A 21663-nucleotide genomic window follows, 5' to 3' on the forward strand; every position below is an offset into this window, starting at 1 on the left:
CCATGCCTGATCTGGTCCGCGCCGCTTATTCGGCCCTGATGTGGCTTGCGCAGCCGCTGCTGCTGCGCAAGCTGCGCCGCCGCGGGCGCGACGAGCCTGGTTACCTGGCTGCAATTCCCGAGCGATTTGGCCGCTATCCGCGCCCGATCGACAGCCTGGTGCCCTACAGCACCATGGACCCGCTGGGCCAGTTTGTGTGGGTGCATGCCGTGTCGCTGGGCGAAACGCGCGCCGCCGCCGTGCTGCTGGCCCGGCTGCGCGCCCGCCTGCCGGGCATGCGGCTGTTGCTCACCCACAGCACGGCCACGGGCCGCGCCGAGGGCGAAAAGCTGCTCACGCCGGGTGATGTGCAGGTCTGGCTGCCATGGGACACGCCAGGGGCTGTCGCGCGTTTTCTGCGGCAGTTTCGGCCTGCAGTGGGCGTGCTCATGGAAACCGAGGTGTGGCCCAACTTGGTGGAGGCCTGCCGTGCGCGCGGCGTACCGCTGGTGCTGGCCAACGCCCGCTTGAATGCGCGTTCGCTGCAGCGTGCGCTGCGTCTGGCGCTCCTGGCCCGCCCGGCTTACCGCGGCCTCGCCGCCGTGTATGCACAGACTGCAGCCGATGCTGACCGCCTGCGGGCGCTGGGGGCGCCGGTGGCGGGCGTGTTCGGCAACCTCAAGTTCGATGCCACACCCGATGCCGAGCTCTTGGCACAGGGCCGCGCTTGGCGCGCGGCGGCAGGCCGCCCGGTGGTGCTTTTGGCCAGTAGCCGCGAGGGCGAGGAGGCGCTGTGGCTCCAGGCGCTACAGAACCTGCAAGGGCGTGCTGGCGGTGCGGCGGCGCTGGCGGGTGTGCAATGGCTGGTGGTGCCGCGGCACCCGCAGCGTTTTGACGAAGTGGCGGCGCTGCTGCGCAGCAGCGGGCTTACGGTGTCGCGGCGCAGCGCCTGGGCGGCTGCGCCCGAGCCGGCGCAGGTGTGGTTGGGCGACAGCCTGGGGGAGATGCCACGCTACTACGGCATGGCCGATGTTGTGCTGCTGGGGGGCAGTTTTGGCGAATTTGGCGGGCAAAACCTCATCGAAGCCGCGGCCTGCGGGTGTCCGGTGGTACTGGGCCCGCACACCTTCAACTTTTCCGAGGCCGCCGAGCAGGCCTGCGAAGCCCAGGCGGCACAGCGTGTGGCCGACATGGCTGTCGGCCTACGCGAGGCACTGGCCTGGTTGGTCGACACAGACGCACTCGCGCAGCGGCGAACCCGCGCGCTGGCATTTGCCACAGCGCACCGTGGCGCTGCAGAGGCCACCGCCGACGCGATTGCCGCGCTGCTGTGGCAGGGGCGGGCAGGGCGCTAGGCCCTGCCGCAGCGTTCAGGGCGCTGCGGGAGCGAGCAGGCGGTTGATGGCCGCCACGTCGTCGAGTGTCAGGGTACCGGCGGCCTGGCGCAGCTTGAGCGTACCCAGCAACACGTTGTAGCGCGCCTGGGCTAGGTCGCGCTTGGTCTGGAAGAGCTGGCTTTGCGCATTGAGCACGTCAATATTGATGCGCACACCGACCTGATAGCCCAGGCGGTTGGCATCGAGTGCGCTCTGGCTGGACAGTTCGGCCGCTTCGAGCGCCCGCACCTGGCCCTGGCCCGACTGCACACCGAAAAACGCGGCCCGCGTGGCCTGTGCAACGTTGCGGCGCGCGGTCTCCAGGTCGGCCTGGGCCTTTTCTTCGAGGGCTAAGGTTTCACGCACGCGGTTCTGCACGGCATAGCCTGCAAAGAGCGGCAGGTTCAGTGCCACACCGAGGCTGGCGTTGTTGGTGCGGCTGCTGACGCCGGGCAGCGTTGCCGTACCGTTGGGGTTGCGTGTGATGTTGTAGCCGGCCTGCAGGTCCACCGTGGGCAGGTGGCCGGTTTCGGCGCGGCGGGTTTCCAGACGCGCCACATCCAGTGCCAGGGCCGCCTGGCGCACGCCCGGCTGCTGATTGCGCGAGGTTTCCACCCACTGGTTCACGTCGTCGGGTGTCACGGCTGGCAGTTGCACCGGCTGCGCCAGAGGCGCAGGCTTGGTGCCGGTCACGCCGACCAACTGGTCGAGGGCCAGGCGCTTGACTCGCAGGTCGTTTTCGGCGGCGATTTCCTGGGCCACCACCAGATCGAAGCGGGCCTGTGCCTCGCGCTGGTCCGTCACGGTGGCGGTGCCCACCTCGAAGTTGCGCTTGGCAGAGGCCAGCTGCTCCGAGACCGCTGCCTTTTGCGCCTGGACAAACGCGAGGGTGTCTTGCGCCGCCAACACATCAAAGTACCCCTGGCTCACGCGCACCAGCAAATCCTGCGTGGCCGCGTCGAGCTGGGCCTGGGCGACCTCCACGCCGCGCTCCCCTTGCTGCAGTGCAATGCGATTGGCCGGGCGGTACAGCGGCTGCGAGGCGTTCACGCCCAGGGTCTGGGTGGTGGCGCTGCGGTCCACCGGCGGGCGGGTTACATCGGTCTGGGCACGGGTGACACCGGCCGACAGCGCGGCGCTGGGCAGCAGGCCGGCGCGGGCCTGGTCGGCGCGGCGCTCTGCGGCGTCCAGTTGCGCGCGAGCCGCCTGCCAGGTGCTGTCGTACTTGCGCGCCGATTCGACCAGTTCCATCAGGCTTTGCGCCTGCACCGGAAGGGCCAGGCACAGACCCAGGGCAAATGTCAGGGGAAGAAGCCGCGGCAGTGTCATGGAAAGTCCTCAAAAAAATCGGCGCTGCGAGTCCGGTGGGGCGGGTTCAGTAGCGGGGCAGGGCGGGGTCCAGCTCCTGCGCCCAGGCCTCGATGCCGCCGGTGATGTTGGCGACAGTGCCAAAGCCCTGTTGCTGCAAGAACACCGCCACGCGCAGGCTGCGCGCGCCGTGGTGGCACAGGCAGGCCACGGGGCGCGCGGGGTCGATGTCCGCCAGGCGCGATGGAATGCTGCCCATGGGGATGCACACCAGCTCAAAACCCTCGGCTTTGACACTGGAGGTCTGCCATTCCCAGGGCTCGCGCACATCGAGCACCACCGGGGTGGCCCCGTTGGGTGCCACGGCGGCAAACCAGTCGCGCAGTTCAGAAGGTCGAACGTGGTCCATGACCGGCTTCCTGGATCAGAACGAGAAGCCCGAAGGCTCCGGGAAATGCTGCAGGCGCGGTGCCGTGGTGTCCCAGGGGGCGGTGCTTTCGTAGCGGTCTCCCGTGCGGCGCACGATCGTGAATCGCATCACCGGGTCGTGGCCCACGATGGCACCCAGACGCCCACCGTCGCGCAACTGGCCCAGCAGGGCCGAGGGCAGCTCGGCCACCGAACCGCTGAGCACGATCACATCGAACGGACCCTCCACCAGCGGGTCTTGTGCGCCGTCGGCCACCCGCACACTCACGTTCGCCAGTCCGGCGTTCTGCAGGTTCTGGCGGGCCATGTCGGCCAGTGTGGGGTCGATCTCCAGCGTGGTGACGCTCTGCGCGCAGTGGCCTAGCAATGCGGCCATGTAGCCCGATCCTGCGCCGATTTCGAGCACCCGGTCGGTGGGGCGCACCTGCAGGTCCTGCAGCATGCGTGCCTCCAGCCGGGGCGCCAGCATGCAGCGACCGTCGCGCAGTGCCTGCTCGGGCTCGCCAGCCAGCGGCACCTCGATGTCCATGAAGGCCATGCTGCGGTAGGCTGCGGGCACAAAGTCCTCGCGGCGCACCACGGCCAGCAGATCGAGCACCTGGGGGTCGAGCACGTTCCAGGGCCGGATCTGCTGCTCGATCATGTTGTAGCGGGCATTCGCAATCGGGTCGGCCGGGTTCGCAGAGGTGTTGAGCGGCAGGTTCATGGATGGTCTCCAGCAGGGGGCGGGTCAGGACAAACCCTCGATTTTAGGGGCCGCGCCTGTGTTTTCGGCGGGTGACGCGCCAAAGCGGCGGCGCATCCAGCGCGCCAGGTCGTCCATGTAGCAATACACCACCGGCACCACCACCAGCGTGAGCAGCGACGAGGTGATGACGCCGCCGATCACGGCCTGGCCCATGGGCGCGCGTTGCTCAGAACCCTCGGACAGCGCAAACGCCAGCGGCACCATGCCAAAAATCATGGCCAGCGTGGTCATGAGGATGGGGCGCAGACGCACCCGGGCAGCCAGCAGCAGAGCGTCTTCGCGCGGCAGCCCTGCCACTGCCTCCCCTGCATCGTTGGTGTGTGGCGCGCGGGCCCGGATGGCGAAGTCCACCAGCAGGATGGCGTTCTTGGTCACCAGGCCCATGAGCATCACCACCCCGATGATGGAGAACATGGACAGGGTGGAGCGGAACATGAGCAGCGCCAGCACCACCCCGATCAGCGTGAGCGGCAGGCTGGTCATGAGCGCCAGGGGCTGCAGGAAGCTCTTGAACTGGCTCGCCAGGATCATGTAGATGAACACAATCGCCAGCACCAGGGCCGAAATGGCGTAGCCAAACGATTCCGCCATGTTCTTGGTGGAGCCGCCGAACTGGTAGCGGTAGCCGGGCGGAAACGCGACCTGCTCCAGCGCGCGGCGGATGTCGGCCGAGACTTCGCCCGCCGAGCGCTGCGACACGTTGGCATTCACGGCCACTTCGCGGGTGAGGTCGCGGCGGTTGATCTGGTTCGCGCCGGTCGATTCGCTGACCTGCGCCACTTGGCCCAGGCGCACCAGCCGCTGTGTGCCGTCGGGCGCCGTCACGGTGAAGGGCAGGCGCTGTAGGTCTTCGGGCGTGGTGCGGGCCTCGGGCGCAAGGCGCACATTCACGTCGTAGGTCTGGTCGTCGGGGGCGCGCCAGTTGCCCACCGTCTGGCCGGCCACCAGGGTGCGCAGACTGCTGGCCATTTGCGCCACACCCAGGCCCAGGTCGGACGCCGCGTCGCGCCGTACCTCGACGGCGATCACGGGTTTGTCTGGCTTGAGGCTGGTGTCCAGGTCCACAAGGCCCGGAATGCTGCGGATCTGTTCGGTCACGGCCCGGGTCAGGCGTTCGAGCTCTTTCAGATCAGGCCCCTGCAGCGAAAACTCGATCTGCTTTTGCCCGCCCACCGGGTCGAGCAGGCCTACGTGCGTGACGGTGATGCCTGCAATCCGCGACAGCTGCTCGCGCAGCACCGTGGACATCTGGTCCACGCTGCGCTCGCGCTGGTGGCGGTCCACCAGGCGCACATAGACGCTGGCGTACATCTTGCCCTGGGCATTGCCGGTGTTGATGGTGGTCAGTGTGTAGCGCACCTCGGGCAGGCTGCGCAGCACCTGTTCCACCTGGCGCGCCTTGGCTTCGGTGGCTTCCAGGGACGAACCGACCGGGGTGTAGAAGTTGACCGAGGTCTCAGAAAAGTCGGCCTTGGGCACGAATTCGGTACCGAGCAGTGGAACCATCACGATACTGGCCACGAACACTGCCAGGGCCAGGGCCAGTGTGGTGAGCTTGTGCACCAGCGACCAGCGCAGGATGCGCTGATACCCCTCGGCCATCGCTTCGGTGGCGCGGTCAAAGGCATGCGTCACGCGTCCGAGGGTCTTGTCGTACAGCGTGCGGGGCGCACCGGCGTTGTTCCCGTGGGCGTGGATGCTGGGGTCGTGCCAGACCGACGACAGCATGGGATCGAGCGTGAAGCTCACGAACATCGAGATCAGCACTGCCGCCACGATGGTGATGCCGAATTCGTGGAAGAACTTGCCGATGATTCCGCCCATGAAACCAATAGGCAGGAACACCGCGACGATGGACAGCGTGGTGGCCAGCACGGCCAGCCCGATCTCCTGCGTGCCGTCCAGCGACGCCGCATAGGCCGACTTGCCCATCTGCACGTGCCGTACGATGTTCTCGCGCACCACGATGGCATCGTCAATCAACAAACCCACGCACAGCGACAGTGCCATGAGGGTGATCATGTTGATGGTGAAGCCGAACCAGTACATGAACAGGAACGTGCCCACCAGCGCAATCGGCAGCGTGAGACCCGTGATGACCGTGGAGCGCCACGAATTGAGGAACAGGAACACGATCAGCACCGTGAGCACCGCGCCTTCGATGAGCGTCTGGCGCACGTTGTTCACCGCCACGCGGATGGGGCGTGAGGTGTCACCGATCGGTTCGAGCCGCACGCCCGCGGGCAGGTCGCGCCGCAGTTCGGCCACTGCGGCGTTGAGTCCGTCCACCACTTCGATGGTGTTTTCGCCCTGCGACTTCTGCACCGTCAGCAACAGCGTGCGTTCGCCGTTGTAGAGCGCCAGGCTCTCGACCTCCTGAGCGCCGTCCTGCACGCGCGCCACCTGCGACAGGCGCACCGGCACCCCGCCGCGGCGTGCCACGATGATCTGGCCGAAGTCCTCCGGGCGCTCCATGCGCGCGTCGATCTGCACCACGCGTTCCTGGCCGACGGTCTTGAGGGTGCCCACCGGCAGGTCCTGGTTCTCGCCGCGCACAGCCGTGACCACCTGATCGGGCGTGACGCCATAGGCTTCCAGGGCCTGTGGATTCAGGTAAAGGTTGATTTCGCGCCGGGTGGCCCCGACCAGGTTCACAGCGCCCACGCCGCGCACGTTTTCGAGGCGCTTCTTGAGGGTCTGTTCGGCCCAGGTGGTGAGTTCCACCGCGCTTGGCGGAGATGCCGCCGCGCTGTCCGGCAGCACCGCGAGCGACCACACCGCGCGGCTGGCCGGGTCAAAGCGCAGCACGCGCGGCTCCTTGACCTCGGTGCGCAGGCTCGGGCGCACGGTGGCCACTTTCTCGCGCACGTCTTCAGCGGCTTTGCGGCCGTCGATGTGCAGCTGGAACTCGATGATCACCACCGCCGTGCCTTCGTAGCTGCGCGAGGTGAGGGCGTTGATGCCCGCGATCGAGTTCACGCCTTCCTCGATCTTTTTGGTGACCTCGCTCTCCACGATTTCGGGCGATGCGCCGGGGTAGTCCACCGTGACCACCACCACCGGAAAGTCGATGTTGGGGAACTGGTCCACCTTCAGGCGCTGCAGGGAAAAGGCCCCGAGCACCACGAAGGCGAGCATCACCATCGTCGCGAAGACGGGGTTCTGGAGGCTGACGCGGGTGAACCACATGGCAAATCAGCGCGAGGCGCCCGTCGCGGCGGTGGAGGCGGCGGCCGCTGCCGTCGGAGCCGCAGCGGCTTCGACACGCGTGCCTTCCCGCAGGGCGCCCAGACGGCCGGCCAGCACGCGTTGCCCGGCATCCAGGCCTTCCACCGCCACCCAGGTGGTGCCGCCCTCGGAAGAGCGCAGACCCACGCGCACAGGCAGGTGCACCACGCGGTCGTTGCGCACGGCCTGCACATAGGGCGTGGGCTGATCGGTGCGCACGGCGTCCAGGGGCAGCACGGTCGCCTCCTGCGTGCCGGTGGCGATGCGTCCTGTCAGAAACAGACCAGGGCGCAGCGTGGCCGTATCGGGCGACGAAACGTCAAGCCGCAGGTACACCGGTACATTGCGGTTGCCGGTCTGTGCGCTGGGGCCGATGCGCACCACGCGCGCCGGTACCGACAGCCCGGTGCCCTCGACCTGCAGCAGCGCTGTCTGTCCAACGCGCAGCGCCACTGAATCGCCCGGCGCGACCATGCCTTCCACCTCGAGGCGCGCCAGGTCCACCACCTCCAGCACGCGACCGTCCACAGGCAGGCGCTCGCCGGGCTGGGCAAAGCGTTGCGACACTTGCCCGGCGATCGGGCTGCGCAGTTGTGTGTCTTGCAGCGCCTTGCGGGCCACATCGGCGGCCGCGGCCGCGGCCTCGTAGCTGGCGCGCGCGGCGTCCAGATTCGCCTGCGACGTGGCCAAGGCCGTCGAAGAAATGAAGCCCTGCGACACCAGCGCACGGTTGTTGTCGTACAGCCGTTGCTGAATGTCGATTTGTGCGCGCGCTGCGTCGGCCTGCTGGGCGGCTTGCCGCAGGCGCGCCTGCGATTCGGTCGGATCGATGCGTGCGAGCACCTGGCCCGCGCTGACGGTGTCGCCCTCGCGCACCACAAGGCCCTGCAACTCTCCGGCCACGCGCGCCTTGACCACCGCGGTATCAACAGCCCGCACGGTGCCCGAGACCGCCACCCCAAGCGTCAGGCTGCGGCGTTCGGCCTGCAGCCATTCGGATGCCTGCACCAGCAAGGCTGGCGCTTCGCGCTGCATGGCCTGGGCCGTGGCCTGTTGCTGCGCCTGCCGCGCGGCCAGCGCACGGGCCACGCCCACCGCGATCAGTGCCACGACCAGCGCAGCCAGTGTCCAGGGAATCCAGCGTTTCATAGGAGGGAGGCGGGCAGGGGAAGGGGTGTTGGGTCAGGGCTTGGCCATGCAGCAAAGCGCGCGTCTGAGTGGGCTGTACAGGCCTGAGCTGCCACGCCATGTCTGTGTGCGTTGAGCGCGATGGGCCTGCTGTGGGAGTGGCATGGGGCGGGGCGGAGTGTGGACTGCCTAAGCGCTCAGCCCGGTGCTGCCAGGGCGGGTGGCCAGGCCGTAAGCGATGACGTCGGCCTGGGTGGCGAGATAACGGTCGGGGTCGATGTCGAGTGCGCCCTGCGCGCAGGCCCCCAGGGAGTGCTTCCACATCATGAGGAACATCATTGGGGCCAGTACCACGTAGATGGCGTAGTCGAGCGGCACCGCGCGAAACTCGCCCCGGTCGATACCGCGCTGCAGGATGCGGCGAATGAGTTGCTGCCCCGGCAGGATGACTTCCTGCTGATAGAACTGCGTGATCTCCGGGAAATTCTGCGCCTCGCTGAGCATCAGCTTGGTGATGCCCGAGGCCTTGGTGCTGCCCACACGTTCCCACCACACGCGGTAGCAGTAGTGCAGCAGTTCGGCGGTGCTGCCTTCAAAGGTTTCGACTTCGCTGTTCCATTCGATGAAGCGACCGGCGATGTTCTCGCGCACCACGGCCTTGAACAGCTCTTCCTTGCTGGGAAAGTACAGAAACAGCGTGCCCTTGGACACCCCGGCACGCGCCGCGACCTCGTCCACCCGCGTCGCCGCAAAGCCTTTTTCGACGAACAGGTCCAGCGCAGCTTCCAGCAACTCGCCCGGACGCGCTTCCTTGCGTCTTTCGCGTTTGGCGGGGGAGGAACTGGAAGTCGGCGACATGCGGGGGGAGCGGAGTGCGTATTACTGACTGACTGGTTAGTAATGTAGCAATCCACCCGCAGGGCGTCAATCGCCGAGCCGTTTGAGCTACGGCGGGCCTGTGCAGCGCACGCGCCGCGCGCCTTCGACATCGATTGGCGGCGAACCATTGCGCGTTTGCTGCGCAGCATGCCTGGCGAAGGCACGATTCCGCAGAGGAGGCAGGTACTATAAAAACAATAGCTGCTCGTGCTTATTTGGTAAGCACGAACAGCCAAAAAGGATGGAGATGTCTGCGCAGTGTCGCCAGCAGGCCGCTCAGCTGGTGCGTGGTGTGGCCGGGCTTAGGCGTCCCCACAACCAATGCGACGCGCCCGCGGCCACCAGCAGCAGCACCATGCCCAGGCCCCAGATCGTCCACACCACCGGCTCCAACCAACCCGTTGCGGTACCAAGGGCCGGTAGCCACTGCTGTATCGAGGCCAGCATCTGCAACGCCTGCTCTTGCGCCGCCTGCCATGCGGGAAGATCGATCCACAGGGCGAGCCAAGCCGGCAACTCCAGCGTCGGCAAGGTGCTGGGGATGCTTCCGCCACTGCCTTGCAGGACCTTGCTGGTCCAGCCCACCAGCAACGCCACCACGGCCAGAGTTCCGGTCCAGAGCGCAGCCAGCAGCGCGCCCACCGTCCAGATGATCCATTTCATGGTGCAAGCTCCTTTCATCAGGGTTCAACAGACACCGCATGACAGCCCAGGCATTGGGCGGCGGTGCATTCGGTGGCAGGAGACTACCCAAGGACCACCGCGCACAACAGCAGGCCTTGCGTGACGAAAGCTTCGGCTCAGACGAACTTAAACATTATTTATCTCAACTTCGACCGAAGCGAAGCAGCGCTCATACACACCCTGATGGGCAAACCGTGGCTGCGATTGGATAGTGGGGGCCATTCACCACAGGAGGTTTGTCATGCTCAATCGCTTGTTCCGTTCTCTGTCGCCGCGTGGCCGCACGGCGGGTCTGGCCTCCAGCCTGCACGCTCTGCTGGATCGCGTGGCCTACCAGTTGCGCCATTGGCTCGCGCAACGGCTGCCACGTCCTTTGCAGGGCTTGCGTCGGTCGCCTGTGCTGGTGCCGGTGCGCTACGACGGTGCCACACGCGAGCGCAAGGTGGAACGTCGTCGCGCACTGTACTGACCAGTAAGCGTTGTTCCCGCCAAGTGGCGGTTCCTTTGGACCGCCACCGTCGGCGGTGCGCCTGTCGGGGGTTGGTCTGCACGAGCGGCCGGACACCACTCGATGGGCGCGGTCGGAACCCTGACGTTGGCGTCGGGCTTTTGGCGCTGGCGCGGCGTGTCTCGGGGCCTGCGCATCGGGCTCATGCAGGCTCCCCTGCGGGACGCGTGGCCCGGAGCCCGCCCCGAAATCACCCGGGGCGGGCGGTAGATCATGCGCGGGGCAGGGCGGTGGCCTGGCCGCGCGCGAAGCTCCGAGCCCGGCGTCGGCTGTCGCGCTGGCGCTGCAACAGGCGCTTCCAGGTCTGCGCGGCCCGGGCGAGCGCGATGTTCAGGGCCGTGGTCCAGTCGCGCGCCGTGGCCGACACCAGCACGGGCGGGGTGTCGCCGCTCTGGATGGCGACGCTGCAGCGCTTGTCCAGACCATGCCGCGGGCCATCAACGTCTTCCAGACGGACGGTGGCCGTTTGCGCCCGCCAGGCCAGGCGGCGCAGCACAAAGGACACGCGGGCCAGCGCCCAGGGGCGCAGAGGCTGGGCGTCGCGGACGCGGGACTTGAACATCAGTTGCATCACAGACTCCTGAGGGTAGAAGGAACCCGCAGGGTGCCGCCAGACGGTGCTGGTTGCCAGACCTCCGACCGGACGTTGCACTTCGCTTTCTTCGAAGTGTGGGCCGCCAGGCCGGTCAGCGCCCCTGTGCGGCCGCGAGAATGCGCTGCACCAGCGGATGGTGCAGCCCGCGGCGCGAGCGAATGGCAAAGATTTCCTCGCGCAGATCGTCGCTCGCGCCCAGCAGGCGCAGGCCGCGCACGGCGGCTACGTCGGCGCTGCCCATGGCCGACACCGGAAACACTCCCAGGCCCTGCGCCGAAAACAGGCTCAGCAGGGCGCTGTCTTCAAATTCGCCCACCACGCGCGGCACGATGCGGTGCGCCTCGAACCAGCGGTCGATGCGTCCGCGCAAGGCCGCATGGGCGGTGGGCAGCAGGAGGGGTAGTTGGCCCAGGCAGCGCGGGAAATCGTCAATCCGCTCGGGCTGTACCAGGGATTCGGGGCCGTACCAGTGGATGGGCGACTCGGCAATGCGCTCACTGCTCAGGCGCAGGCTGGAGTTCTGCGGCGGGGCCTGACAGGCCAGCACCAGGTCCAACCGGTGCAGAGCCAGCTCGGCCAGCAGTTCTTCGACCTCGCCCTCATGGCACAACAGCTTGAGCGAGGGGGTGTCCAGCACCGGGCTCAGCAGCGCATGGGCTGCGAGCTTCGACAGACCGTCCGACATGCCCACGGCCAGCCGCGCCACCTGGCCCGTGGCCGCCGCCTGGGCTTCTTCCGGGATCAGCTCACCGAGCTGGAAGATTTCTTCGGCCCGGCGCAGCACGGCCTGACCGGCGTCTGTCACTGTCACGCCGCGACCCGCCGGCTTGAGCAGTTGCAGGCCCAGGTCCTGCTCCAGCGCCCGCACCTGCACGCTGATGGTCTGGATGGCCATGTCCAGCCGCTCGGCCGCGCGTGCAAAGCCGCCCTCTTTGGCAACAACCCAGAAGTAGTAGAGGTGGCGGTAGTTGAGTGTGGACATCGAACAAAAACCTTTCTGTGCGGCCGACTTCGGTGCAACCGAAGTTGCGCTCACTGTAGCGCTGCTTCGTAGGGCTGGGGGGCGCTTCGTATGCTGCGGCATCGCGTACACCACACCCCCGAAGGAGGCACCCCCGATGCAGCATTGTCCTGCGCACACCGCACCAGCGCGGAAGTTCCCGCCACCTCGCGGGCCGCAAGCCTACCCCGCGGCTGTCGGCTCCTGAACCCTTACTTCACAACCACGCATCATGGAACTCTTCAATACCCTCTGGCTGGGCATGCCCGTCTGGATCTGGCTCACGTTTATCGGCGCGGTGCTGGCCATTCTGGCGTTCGATCTCGGCGTGCTGCACCGCGACTCGCACGAAATCGGTGTCTCAGAAAGCCTCAAGATGTCGGCGCTGTACATCGGCCTGGGCCTGGCCTGGGCTGGCGCGGTGTACTGGATCTACTACGTCCATGGCGGCTCAAGCGCCATCGATCCACAAATTGCCGGGGCGGCAACGGCCAGCGAACGGGCCTGGACGGCTGTCAGCCTCTACATGACCGGCTACCTGGTCGAAAAGACGCTGGCGATGGACAACGTGTTCATCATCTCGCTGATCTTCACGTACTTTGCCGTGCCGCGCGAATACCAGCACCGTGTGCTGTTCTGGGGCATTCTGGGCGTGATCGTGCTGCGCGCCATCATGATCGGTCTGGGCGCTGCACTGGTGATGGAGTTCTCCTGGATCATGTACGTGTTCGGCCTCATCCTGCTGGCCACCGGCGTGAAGATGCTGCTCATGGTCGACCAGGAGCCCGACATCGCCAACAACCCGGTGCTGCGCTTCCTGAAAAAGCGCCTGCGCGTCACCGATAACCTGCACGGCCAGGCCTTCCTGGTGCGCCAGACCAACCCCAAGACTGGCAAGCTCGCGCTGTTCGCCACGCCGCTCTTGCTGTGCCTGATCCTGGTGGAAGTGGCCGATCTGGTGTTTGCCATCGACTCGGTTCCCGCGATCTTCGCAATCACGCCCGACCCGTTCATCGTGTACACCAGCAACATCTTCGCCATTCTGGGTCTGCGCGCGCTGTACTTCGCGCTGGCGGCCGTGGTGCACCGCTTCCACTACCTGAAGTACGCGCTGTCGATCGTGCTGATCTTCATCGGTGCCAAGATCTTCCTGGGCGACTGGCTGTTCGACGGCAAGGTGCCGGCCTCCATCAGCCTGGGTGTGACCGGTGCCCTGCTGGCAGGTGGCGTGCTGTTCTCGCTGTGGAAGACGCGCCAAGGTGCAGTCAGCCCTGCGCTGGATGCGCCTGCCACAGGCAAGCCCCGCGCAGGCCGCTGAGCCGCCCGCCGCAATGCCCGCAAGCCGCTTGCAGGTGTTGCGGCGGTGATAGCCTCGGGTCCGGGTTGCGGTCACTGGCTGCAGCCCGGCCCGTTGTTTCAGGCCGTTGCACCGCTTCGGCCGCTCCTTTTTGTGCAGGTGCCCACGCCATGACCACAGCCGCTCCCCCGACGTCCCGATCTACCGCCACCATCACCCTGGGCGGTGGCTGCTTCTGGTGCACCGAGGCGGTGTTTGATCGCGTGCAGGGTGTCACCGATGTCGAAAGCGGGTACTGCAACGGTCCGGTGGTGCAGCCGACCTACGAGCAGGTCTGCACTGGTCGCACGGGCCATGCCGAGGTGGTGCGCCTGCAGTTCGACCCGGCCATGGTCGGCGTGCGCGAGCTGCTGGAGATTTTTTTCGCCACGCACGATCCGACCACACTCAACCGCCAGGGCAATGATGCGGGGCCGCAGTACCGCAGCGGCATCTACTACACCGATCCGGCCCATGCCGAAGTGGCCCAGGCGCTGATTCGGGAGATGGAAGACCAGCGTCTGTGGGGGGGGCCCATCGTCACTGAAGTGCTGCCCCTTACCAATTACTGGCCAGCCGAGGACTACCACCAGGACTACTTCGCCCAGCACCCCCACCAGGGCTACTGCGCGTTTGTGGTGGGTCCCAAGGTACAGAAGTTCCGGCAGACGTTCGCCCGCTATCTCAAGCCTGGGGCCTGACGGCAGTCCGCTCAGCGCTCTGGGCGGCGCTAGCCCCCGCAGGCCGGGGGTATTGACCCTGAACGGGCCACGCACCTGCATAATGCAACCCGTTTGCAATAAGCCGCTCCGCAAGTCTGTGCGGAATGGCTTGGCCACGGCATGACCCGACCCCGAACCTCTGTTCCCCACACGGCCCGCGTCGCAGGGCTTCCGCCTGGGCTGCGCAGTACGCGCGCCACCCGGGCCGTTCTGGCGCTGTTTGACACGCGCAGTACTGCGGCCCTGTCGCCCGCCGAGGTGCAGGCAGCGCTAGAGCGCGCGGGTGAGCCGGTGAACCGCGTCACGGTGTACCGCCTGCTGGACCGGCTGGTCGCAGCAGGTGCGCTGCAGCGGCATGTGGACGCAGCCCGCATCAGCCGCTACGGCCGCCGAGCGACGGTGCCGCAAGAGCCGCCGCCGCGACTGGAATGCCGCAATTGCAGCCGCCAATTTGCGCTGGCCGGTACGAGCGCACTGCAGCCTGCCATCGCCGCCCTGCGCGAGGCCGCCGCTGCGGCGGGCCTGCATGACCTGGATGTGGCAGTGCGCGGCTGTTGCCCGGATTGCAGCGCTGCGGCGAGCGGGGAGGGCGCTGCATGATCCGCACCCGTGGTCTTGCCTATGCCCACGCGGGGCGTTCGGTACCGCTGCGGTTTCCCGACGTGGATCTGTCCATGGGCCAGACGCTGCTGCTGCGCGGACCGTCGGGCTCGGGCAAATCGACCTGGCTGGCCCTGGTGGCCGGTCTGCGCACGCCGCAGGCGGGGCAGATCACTGTGGCCGGGCAGGACCTTGCGGCACTGCGCGGCGCGGCGCTCGACCGCTGGCGCGCAGCCACCGTAGGCATCGTGCCGCAACGGCTGCATCTGAGCGCCGCTCTCACCGTGGCCGACAACCTGGCACTGGCCTACCTAGCAGCCGGCCGGCCGCGTGACAACGCGGCCATTCATCGCACGCTGGATGCGCTGGGCGTAGCCGCGCTGGGCACACGCTTGCCGCACCAACTGTCGGGCGGGCAGGCGCAGCGGGTGGCCGTAGCGCGCGCCGTGCTGCTGGGCCCCTCGCTGCTCGTGGCAGACGAACCAACGGCTAGCCTCGACGACGCGGCGGCGCAGGACACCCTGGCCTTGCTGGAGCGCAGCGCATCGCTGGCAGGAGCGAGCCTGGTGATTGCCACGCACGACACCCGCGTGGCCACGGCGCTGCCGTCGGCAGCCACCTTGGTGTTGCCTACGGTCCAAGGGGCAGCGGTATGAACGGGCAGAGCTCTTTGGGTCGCGCTGCGGCGCTGGCCCGGCTGGCCTGGCAGTACCTGTGGGCCCGGCCGCTGACGGCTGTGCTGAACTGGCTCATGCTGTCGCTCGGGCTGGCGGCGGTGACGCTGGTGCTGCTCGTGTCCACCCAGCTTGACCGCGCGTTCGAGCGCGACCTGCAGGGCATCGACCTCGTGGTCGGTGCCAAGGGCAGCCCGCTCCAGCTCATCCTGTCGGGTGTGTTCCATATCGATGTGCCCACGGGCAACATTCCGCTGCGCGAAGTGGAAGCCCTGGCCCAGCACCCCATGGTGGCGCAGGTGATTCCGCTGAGCCTGGGCGACAGCTACCAGGGCTTTCGTATCGTGGGCACCACGCCCGACTACCTGGCGCTGTATGGCGCGCAGTTTGCGCAAGGCCAGAGCTGGCAGCAGCCGCTGCAGGCCGTGCTGGGCGCGGCGGCAGCGCGTGGCCTGCAGCGGCCCGACTTGCCAGCCGGCACCTCGCTGGTGGGGGCCACCTTCATCGGCACCCACGGGCTGGGCGGTGGCGGGCATGCACACGGCGACCATCCCTACACCGTCACCGGGGTGCTGGCGCCCTGTGGTTGTGCGCTGGATCGGCTGATCCTCACGTCCACCGAATCGGTGTGGGCGGTGCACGAAACCCACATGGCCACCGATGCCGAAGACCTGGCCCTGCTGCGCGCCGAGCGGGAAGTCACGGTGGCGCTGGTGCGCTACCGCACGCCCATGGCGGCCGTGAGTCTGCCCCGGCAGATCAACAGCCAGACCGAGATGCAGGCCGCCGCGCCTGCGCTGGAGGTCACGCGATTGCTCCGTTTGCTGGGCGTCGGGGCCGATGTGTTGCGGGCCTTTGGGGTCGTTCTGCTGGCAGTGGCTGCGCTCAGCGTGTTCATCGCTCTGTGGAACGCAGTGCGCGAGCGGAGGGCGGACCTGGCCCTGCTGCGGATGCTGGGCGCTCCGCCCACCCGCATCGCCGGACTGTTGCTGGCCGAGGCGCTGTGGCTGGCGGTGCTGTCTTCCGGCTTTGGCCTGCTGCTGGGGCATGCCTTGACCGAAGTGCTGGGCCAGGTCTTGGCCGCTCAGGGCTTGCTGACGGTGACTGGCTGGGCCTGGGTGCCCGAACAAGCGGCAGTGCCACTGATGGCCACAGGCGTGGCGGTGGTGGCAGCCCTGCTGCCAGCCCTGCAGGCCTATCGCACCGACGTGGGCGACCTGCTGGGCGCCCCCTGACGTTCCGCTTCCTTTTCTAACCCTTTATTTCGAGGAGCCTTCCATGACCCATCTGACCACCTGGAGCCGCTGGCTGGGTATTGCCGCCGGCCTGCTGCTGGCCGCTGCGACGGCCCACGCCCAACAGGGCGGACATAGCGACAAGGAAATCCGGGCCGATATCGAACGCCATCGCGCCATGGCCGCTGCGCACGAGGCGGCTGCCAAATGTCTCGAATCCGGCAAGGGCCATGACCAGTGCCAGAAAGAACTGCAGGCTGCCTGCAAAAACCTGGCGATTGGCAAGTACTGCGGCATGCGCCATGTGCACTGAGGCGTCTTGCCAACCCGGACGGATGGCACAGGACCCAAGCGTTAGCCCCCAGAGGCGATCTCGCGTTGATGGGGGGTGGCACAGGGTCGCCGTTAGCCTGAGTGTGGCCTTGTTCGGGGCCAGCCTGGGGTTCAGCGCGCATGCCCAACCCGAGGGCGGCAGCAACGCTCCGGTGCTGAGTTCCCCCTTGCCCGGCCCGGCCATGGCCGCCTCGGGTGCGGGCTACCACAGCCCACAGAGCCCTATCGCGCCGCTGCCGCAGCGAAACGACGTGGTACCGTGGTCGGTGCTGGCCGATGTGACGCGCCAAACCACCAAAACCCGCATCCTGCCCGTGTTCAATGCACGCCAGCAGGCCATGCACCAGACCGTACAGCGTGTCCAGGGCTTCATGATGCCGCTGGACTCGCGCCGTACCCAGCGGCACTTCCTGCTCACGTCGGTGCCATTGACTTGCTCGTTCTGCATTCCAGGCGGCCCGGAAAGCATGGTCGAAGTCAAGGCCAAGACGCCTGTGCGCTATTCCATCGAACCCGTGGTGGTCGAGGGACGGTTTGAGGTGTTGACCCACGACCCGTACGGCTTGTTCTACCGCATCACCGATGCGGTGCCGGTGGAATAAGCACCGGACACCGCGCATGCACGCAGCCCGTCTCATGGTGCGCGACACACCGCGCCTGCACCGCGGTGTTTGGCTGCTGCTGTGGCTGGCGCTGTGCATGGCCCCGTGGGTGGGGCGCTTGCATCAGGTGTTGCATGCGCCGGGGGGGCATACGCCACACGGCACCACTGTGGCGATGCCGCATGGCCACGCCGGTGAGCATGCACACGACATCTGGCACGGGCACGACAGCAATGACTGCCGCTTGCTGGACCACCTGGCCCTGGCCGACGCGCTGTGCAGCACTGCGCTGCAGCAGCCGCCCTCAAGCGACCCAGGCGCCCAGGTCGCAGCGCACTCACCCGGCGTACTGCTGGTGCGGCTGCGCGGTTTTGAGGCGCGTGCACCGCCGACAACGCATCGGGCCTGAAGCGCCCCCGCCTCGATGCACTGCACATCGCAAGCCCAACCTGCCCCGTACGGACAGGCCGTGGGCTGCGGCGCGCCGCCCCTGGGCTGCGCCCAATTGCTCCTGATTTGATAGCTGCTCGTGCTTGATTAGCAAGCACGAAAGCCCTATTTCCACTCTCAAACGACTGGCGTGCCTCGAATGGGCACCCGCCGGTCATGCAAGGTTTACCCATGTCGAGGATTGTTGTGTCCCCATTGCACGCAGCCGCACCGCTGCGCGCGGCCCAGGCTGGCGTGCATCGCCAGGCCCTTTTGTTGCCCACGGCGTTGGCCGCTTGGCTGGCCTGCTGCTCCAGCGCTTCGGCGCAGACGCCCCCACCCGCAGCCCCTGCGGCACTGCCGGAAGTCACCGTCACCTCCAGTGGCCTATCGCTCGGGGCTACAGAGATGACCACGCCCGTATCGGTGCTCGAAGGCGACACCCTGGTGCGCCAGCGGGCCGCCACGCTGGGCGAGACGCTGGAATCTGAGCCCGGCGTGCAGGCCACGCACTTTGGTGCCGGTGCAAGCCGCCCCATCGTGCGCGGCATGGACGGTCCGCGCGTACAGATCGTGTCGGACGGAGCCGAACTGCACGATGCCTCGACCGTGAGCCCCGACCATGCCGTGGCCAGCGAACCCCTGCTGGCGCGGCAAATTGAGGTGCTGCGCGGCCCGTCCGCGCTGGTGCACAGCGCCGGCGCCGTAGGCGGCGTGGTCAACGTGCTCGATGGCCGCGTGCCCACCCAGCGTCCGGCCAAAGCCGTGGAAGGCAGTGCCGAGCTGCGCGCCGCCAGCGCTGCAGGGGAGGGCGCGGCTGCGTTCGAGCTGACCACGGGCGCAGGCCCGCTGGTACTGCATGCCGAAGGCGCGCGCCGCAGCGCGGGCGACTACCGCGTGGGCAAGGGCTGGTCTCCCGAAGGCTCCATGCTCCGCCGGGTGCCCGGCAGCTTCAGCCGCGGTGACACCGGCAGCGTGGGTCTGTCGTGGGTGGGCGATGCGGGCTACCTGGGCCTGGCCTTCACCCGACAGACCGCACGCTACGGGCTGCCAGGGCATCAGCATGGGCTGGAACACTGCCACACCCATGGCAGCCAGTTGCACTGCGGCGTGCACGCCACACCGCTGGTAGACAAGGCCGAGGACGACCATGACCACGATCACTCGGATGTGCCCGTGGTCGATTTGCTGAGCGAGCGGGTGGATCTGCGTGGCGAATGGCGTCGCCCCGCGCCAGGCATTGCCGCGCTGCGCCTGCGCGCAGGCAGCACCGATTACCGGCACGACGAACTGGAAGGCGGCGTGGCCGCCACCACCTTCCGCAACCGCGCGCACGATCTGCGCCTGGAACTGCAACACGAGCCCATCGCCGGGCTGCGGGGTCTGGTGGGTGTGCACACGGTGCAACGGCGCTTTCGGGCCGACGGTGAAGAGGCTTACGTATTGCCCACCGAAACCCGCCGCACCGGCGTGTTTTGGCTCGAAGAGTACCGCTGGCAGCAGTGGCGCTTCGAGGCCGCATTGCGCCACGACCAGCAGACCAGCGAAGAGATTGAATCGCGCACCCGCCGCAGCCACAGCGGCACATCGGCCTCGCTGGGCGCGGTGTGGAATTTCACGCCTGGCTGGGCGCTGGCCACGAGCTGGACACGCGCCCACCGCGCGCCCACGGCCGAAGAGCTGTACGCCCGCGGCCTGCACCTGGCCACCCGCACCTACGAGCGCGGCGATGCCAACCTGCGCAGCGAGGTGTCCAACAACTTCGACATCGGCCTGCGCAAAACAGCCGGCGACACCACGTTTGCCGTCAGCGCCTTCCGCAACCGCATCGGCCGCTACATCTACGGCCGCACACTGGATGTGGTCGATGGCCTGCAACTGCTGCAGTACAGCCAGCAGGACGCTGTGTTCACCGGCCTTGAGGGTCAGGTGCGCCAGCGCCTGAACCGCCACTGGGGCGTGGATTGGGGTGTGGGACTGTTCGGCGACGTGGTGCGCGCGCGCCTGGCCGACGGCAGTGCACTGCCGCGCATCGCGCCCGCCCGCCTGGGCGTGCGGCTGGATGGCGAGTGGGGCGCTTGGCAAGGGCAGGTGGAATGGGTGCAGGTGTCCAGCCAGCGCCGTGTGGCCGCGCTGGAGACCGCCACGCCCGGCTACGGCATGCTCAACGCAGGGCTGGCATGGCGCGGGCAATGGCAGGGCACGCCCTGGCAGGTGTACCTCAAGGGCCAGAACCTGACCAACCGCCTGGCCTACGCGCACACGTCCTACATCAAGACCGATGCGCCGCTGCGCGGGCGCAACTTGGTGGCAGGGGTGCGCGTGGATTTCTGAGGCCGCTCGCGTGGGGCTTTCGGGCCCCACGGCCCGCCATGTGCGCCACACTCCGCCCAACCTGGTGGGGGCGGAGTGTGTGCTGCGCCTCAATTGCTATAAATGCAGTAGCTGCTTGTGCTTGATTGATAAGCACGAGCAGCCGTTTCCGGTCTGATCGTTCACGCAGCCGCGGGTTGCCTTCCACGGCAGTGGCATGAACCGACACGCCGCTGTGGCAGAGTGCGGCCTCCACAGCTTGATGGCCTTGTGGCAGCCTGGCCGCTGCCTTGGCATCGCATGACAGACCCTTCATCTTCCGACACACGCAACACCGACGCGCACGACCGCAGCGCCTGGGCGGTGTTTTGCGTGTTCCTGCGCCTGGGCCTTACAGCGTTCGGCGGGCCGGTGGCGCACCTCGGCTACTTTCGGGCCGAACTGGTGGAGCGCCGCCGCTGGCTAGACGAGCGCGCCTATGCCAACCTGGTCGCGCTGTGCCAATTCATGCCCGGCCCGGCGAGCAGCCAGGTGGGCATGGCCCTGGGCCTGATGCGCGCGGGTTACGCGGGGGCGCTGGCTGCGTGGGTGGGTTTCACGCTGCCTTCGGCGGTGTTGCTGGCACTGCTGGGCATGGGGCTTGCCACAGGGATGGTGAACTTGCCTGCGGGTATGGTGCAAGGGCTCAAGCTGGCAGCCGTGGCGGTGGTGGCGCAGGCCGTCTGGGGCATGGGCCGCAGCCTGTGTGAGGGCCGTGAGCGCATCACGCTGATGGCGCTGTCGGCCGCTGCCACGCTGTGCTGGCCTGGTGCCATGGTGCAACTGGGCACGCTCGCGCTGGCGGCGTTCTACGGCATGGCGCGCTGGGGCCGCCATGTGCCCGCTCAACCGCCCGGCACAGCCCATCCGCTGACGACCTTGAGCCGTCGCGCGGGCTTGGTGTGGCTCTTGCTGGGTGTGGCTTTGCTTCTGGTACTGCCGCTGGCGGCCCAGGCGGCGCCGGGCTCGCTCTGGGCGGTGGCCGATGCGTTCTACCGCGCCGGTGCCCTTGTGTTTGGCGGGGGCCACGTGGTGCTGCCGCTGCTGCAGGCCGAAGTGGTCGATGGCGGCTGGCTTGGCGCCGACACCTTTCTCGCGGGCTACGGCGCCGCCCAGGCGGTGCCTGGCCCGCTGTTCACGTTTGCCACCTTTATTGGCGCTGCCTTGCCTGCGGGGCAGGGCGGCTGGCTGGGGGCGCTGGTCTGTACGGTGGCGATTTTTGCGGCAGGCTTTTGCTGGGTGCTCGGGGCATTGCCCTTCTGGCAGCGCCTGCAACACCGGCCGGGGGCGCGTGCAGCCCTGTCGGGCGTGAACGCGGCCGTGGTGGGCCTGCTACTGGCGGCGCTGTACGACCCGGTCGTGACCTCAGCCATCCACGCGCCGCGCGATGTGGCGCTGGCGCTGGCCGCGTTTGTGGCCCTGCTGCACTGGAAGGCCCCGCCCTGGGCAGTGGTGCTGGCCTGCGCCTTGGCGGGCGGGCTGCTCGGCGCGGCCTGACGCCTGCGCGGGCCGTGATGT

The 21663-nt window shown here is 67.8% G+C and carries 21 protein-coding genes; 12 read left to right on the forward strand and 9 right to left on the reverse strand.

Annotation, left to right across the window (positions count from 1 at the left end):
- Positions 1-2: 2 nt before the first annotated feature.
- Entirely contained in the window at positions 3-1334 is a 1332-nt protein-coding gene (locus ABD866_RS05065) for a 3-deoxy-D-manno-octulosonic acid transferase (protein ID WP_345061790.1), read from the forward strand.
- Positions 1335-1349: 15 nt separating this feature from the next.
- On the opposite strand, the gene ABD866_RS05070 is transcribed toward ABD866_RS05065, so the two are convergent.
- From ABD866_RS05070 to ABD866_RS05100, 7 genes are all read right to left on the reverse strand, one after another.
- On the reverse strand, positions 1350-2684 hold the full coding sequence (locus ABD866_RS05070; protein WP_345061792.1) for a TolC family outer membrane protein: 1335 nt from the start codon (positions 2682-2684) through the stop codon (positions 1350-1352).
- A gap of 46 nt (positions 2685-2730) precedes the next feature.
- A complete protein-coding gene (locus ABD866_RS05075; RefSeq protein WP_345061794.1) occupies positions 2731-3072 on the reverse strand; it encodes a rhodanese-like domain-containing protein in 342 nt (113 codons plus the stop codon).
- A 15-nt stretch (positions 3073-3087) separates the two neighbouring features.
- Positions 3088-3798: a protein-L-isoaspartate O-methyltransferase family protein gene (locus ABD866_RS05080; RefSeq protein ID WP_345061796.1), complete on the reverse strand. Its 711-nt coding sequence runs from the start codon at positions 3796-3798 to the stop codon at positions 3088-3090.
- A gap of 24 nt (positions 3799-3822) precedes the next feature.
- Complete coding sequence (locus ABD866_RS05085) at positions 3823-7029, reverse strand: efflux RND transporter permease subunit (protein ID WP_345061798.1); 3207 nt, start codon at positions 7027-7029, stop codon at positions 3823-3825.
- A gap of 6 nt (positions 7030-7035) precedes the next feature.
- Complete coding sequence (locus ABD866_RS05090) at positions 7036-8217, reverse strand: efflux RND transporter periplasmic adaptor subunit (protein ID WP_345061800.1); 1182 nt, start codon at positions 8215-8217, stop codon at positions 7036-7038.
- Between the two features lie 168 nt (positions 8218-8385).
- Positions 8386-9054, reverse strand: coding sequence for a TetR/AcrR family transcriptional regulator (locus ABD866_RS05095; RefSeq protein ID WP_345061802.1), 669 nt, complete (start codon positions 9052-9054; stop codon positions 8386-8388).
- Between the two features lie 297 nt (positions 9055-9351).
- Entirely contained in the window at positions 9352-9738 is a 387-nt protein-coding gene (locus tag ABD866_RS05100) for a hypothetical protein (RefSeq protein ID WP_345061804.1), read from the reverse strand.
- A 262-nt stretch (positions 9739-10000) separates the two neighbouring features.
- On the opposite strand from ABD866_RS05100, the gene ABD866_RS05105 reads away from it, so the two are divergent.
- Positions 10001-10228, forward strand: a complete 228-nt coding sequence (locus ABD866_RS05105) for a hypothetical protein (RefSeq protein WP_345061806.1) — start codon at positions 10001-10003, stop codon at positions 10226-10228.
- A gap of 250 nt (positions 10229-10478) precedes the next feature.
- Here ABD866_RS05105 and ABD866_RS05110 read toward each other — a convergent pair whose 3' ends face one another.
- Complete coding sequence (locus ABD866_RS05110) at positions 10479-10838, reverse strand: HPF/RaiA family ribosome-associated protein (RefSeq protein ID WP_345061808.1); 360 nt, start codon at positions 10836-10838, stop codon at positions 10479-10481.
- 115 nt (positions 10839-10953) lie between these two features.
- On the reverse strand, positions 10954-11844 hold the full coding sequence (locus ABD866_RS05115) for a LysR family transcriptional regulator (protein ID WP_345061810.1): 891 nt from the start codon (positions 11842-11844) through the stop codon (positions 10954-10956).
- 250 nt (positions 11845-12094) lie between these two features.
- Here ABD866_RS05115 and ABD866_RS05120 point away from each other — a divergent pair, with 250 nt between their 5' ends.
- From ABD866_RS05120 to chrA, 10 genes are all read left to right on the forward strand, one after another.
- Complete coding sequence (locus ABD866_RS05120) at positions 12095-13180, forward strand: TerC family protein (RefSeq protein ID WP_345061812.1); 1086 nt, start codon at positions 12095-12097, stop codon at positions 13178-13180.
- A 149-nt stretch (positions 13181-13329) separates the two neighbouring features.
- The gene (msrA, locus tag ABD866_RS05125; protein WP_345061814.1) at positions 13330-13899 is read left to right on the forward strand and encodes a peptide-methionine (S)-S-oxide reductase MsrA; all 570 of its coding nucleotides are present in this window, start codon (positions 13330-13332) and stop codon (positions 13897-13899) included.
- A 141-nt stretch (positions 13900-14040) separates the two neighbouring features.
- Positions 14041-14520, forward strand: coding sequence for a Fur family transcriptional regulator (locus tag ABD866_RS05130; protein WP_345061816.1), 480 nt, complete (start codon positions 14041-14043; stop codon positions 14518-14520).
- Positions 14517-15176 carry an ABC transporter ATP-binding protein gene (locus ABD866_RS05135; RefSeq protein ID WP_345061817.1) on the forward strand — a complete coding sequence of 220 codons (660 nt, stop codon included), beginning with the start codon at positions 14517-14519 and terminating at the stop codon, positions 15174-15176. Before ABD866_RS05130 ends, ABD866_RS05135 begins: the two co-directional genes overlap by 4 nt.
- Positions 15173-16429 carry an ABC transporter permease gene (locus ABD866_RS05140; protein WP_345061819.1) on the forward strand — a complete coding sequence of 419 codons (1257 nt, stop codon included), beginning with the start codon at positions 15173-15175 and terminating at the stop codon, positions 16427-16429. The genes ABD866_RS05135 and ABD866_RS05140 overlap by 4 nt, the downstream gene beginning before the upstream one ends.
- 43 nt (positions 16430-16472) lie before the next feature.
- Positions 16473-16742 carry a hypothetical protein gene (locus tag ABD866_RS05145; RefSeq protein WP_345061821.1) on the forward strand — a complete coding sequence of 90 codons (270 nt, stop codon included), beginning with the start codon at positions 16473-16475 and terminating at the stop codon, positions 16740-16742.
- Between the two features lie 22 nt (positions 16743-16764).
- Complete coding sequence (locus ABD866_RS05150; protein WP_345061823.1) at positions 16765-17364, forward strand: hypothetical protein; 600 nt, start codon at positions 16765-16767, stop codon at positions 17362-17364.
- 16 nt (positions 17365-17380) lie between these two features.
- Positions 17381-17773, forward strand: a complete 393-nt coding sequence (locus ABD866_RS05155) for a hypothetical protein (RefSeq protein WP_345061825.1) — start codon at positions 17381-17383, stop codon at positions 17771-17773.
- Between the two features lie 197 nt (positions 17774-17970).
- Positions 17971-20127 carry a TonB-dependent receptor domain-containing protein gene (locus ABD866_RS05160; RefSeq protein ID WP_345061827.1) on the forward strand — a complete coding sequence of 719 codons (2157 nt, stop codon included), beginning with the start codon at positions 17971-17973 and terminating at the stop codon, positions 20125-20127.
- Positions 20128-20406: 279 nt separating this feature from the next.
- Positions 20407-21642 carry a chromate efflux transporter gene (gene chrA / locus ABD866_RS05165; protein WP_345061829.1) on the forward strand — a complete coding sequence of 412 codons (1236 nt, stop codon included), beginning with the start codon at positions 20407-20409 and terminating at the stop codon, positions 21640-21642.
- The last annotated feature ends 21 nt before the right edge of the window (positions 21643-21663 follow it).

It is taken from the genome of Acidovorax lacteus (assembly GCF_039540375.1).
GTDB classification, from domain to species: Bacteria; Pseudomonadota; Gammaproteobacteria; order Burkholderiales; family Burkholderiaceae_C; genus Acidovorax_G; species Acidovorax_G lacteus.

Coding starts and splice junctions, on each gene's coding strand:
- ABD866_RS05095 (WP_345061802.1), bottom strand. CDS start 9,054: ATGTCGCCGACTTCCAGTTCCTCCCCCGCCAAACGCGAAAGACGCAAG.
- ABD866_RS05110 (WP_345061808.1), bottom strand. CDS start 10,838: ATGCAACTGATGTTCAAGTCCCGCGTCCGCGACGCCCAGCCTCTGCGC.
- ABD866_RS05105 (WP_345061806.1), top strand. CDS start 10,001: ATGCTCAATCGCTTGTTCCGTTCTCTGTCGCCGCGTGGCCGCACGGCG.
- ABD866_RS05085 (WP_345061798.1), bottom strand. CDS start 7,029: ATGTGGTTCACCCGCGTCAGCCTCCAGAACCCCGTCTTCGCGACGATG.
- ABD866_RS05075 (WP_345061794.1), bottom strand. CDS start 3,072: ATGGACCACGTTCGACCTTCTGAACTGCGCGACTGGTTTGCCGCCGTG.
- ABD866_RS05130 (WP_345061816.1), top strand. CDS start 14,041: ATGACCCGACCCCGAACCTCTGTTCCCCACACGGCCCGCGTCGCAGGG.
- ABD866_RS05120 (WP_345061812.1), top strand. CDS start 12,095: ATGGAACTCTTCAATACCCTCTGGCTGGGCATGCCCGTCTGGATCTGG.
- chrA (WP_345061829.1), top strand. CDS start 20,407: ATGACAGACCCTTCATCTTCCGACACACGCAACACCGACGCGCACGAC.
- ABD866_RS05135 (WP_345061817.1), top strand. CDS start 14,517: ATGATCCGCACCCGTGGTCTTGCCTATGCCCACGCGGGGCGTTCGGTA.
- ABD866_RS05065 (WP_345061790.1), top strand. CDS start 3: ATGCCTGATCTGGTCCGCGCCGCTTATTCGGCCCTGATGTGGCTTGCG.
- ABD866_RS05090 (WP_345061800.1), bottom strand. CDS start 8,217: ATGAAACGCTGGATTCCCTGGACACTGGCTGCGCTGGTCGTGGCACTG.
- msrA (WP_345061814.1), top strand. CDS start 13,330: ATGACCACAGCCGCTCCCCCGACGTCCCGATCTACCGCCACCATCACC.
- ABD866_RS05080 (WP_345061796.1), bottom strand. CDS start 3,798: ATGAACCTGCCGCTCAACACCTCTGCGAACCCGGCCGACCCGATTGCG.
- ABD866_RS05070 (WP_345061792.1), bottom strand. CDS start 2,684: ATGACACTGCCGCGGCTTCTTCCCCTGACATTTGCCCTGGGTCTGTGC.
- ABD866_RS05140 (WP_345061819.1), top strand. CDS start 15,173: ATGAACGGGCAGAGCTCTTTGGGTCGCGCTGCGGCGCTGGCCCGGCTG.
- ABD866_RS05155 (WP_345061825.1), top strand. CDS start 17,381: ATGCACGCAGCCCGTCTCATGGTGCGCGACACACCGCGCCTGCACCGC.
- ABD866_RS05145 (WP_345061821.1), top strand. CDS start 16,473: ATGACCCATCTGACCACCTGGAGCCGCTGGCTGGGTATTGCCGCCGGC.
- ABD866_RS05160 (WP_345061827.1), top strand. CDS start 17,971: ATGCAAGGTTTACCCATGTCGAGGATTGTTGTGTCCCCATTGCACGCA.
- ABD866_RS05115 (WP_345061810.1), bottom strand. CDS start 11,844: ATGTCCACACTCAACTACCGCCACCTCTACTACTTCTGGGTTGTTGCC.
- ABD866_RS05100 (WP_345061804.1), bottom strand. CDS start 9,738: ATGAAATGGATCATCTGGACGGTGGGCGCGCTGCTGGCTGCGCTCTGG.
- ABD866_RS05150 (WP_345061823.1), top strand. CDS start 16,765: ATGGCACAGGACCCAAGCGTTAGCCCCCAGAGGCGATCTCGCGTTGAT.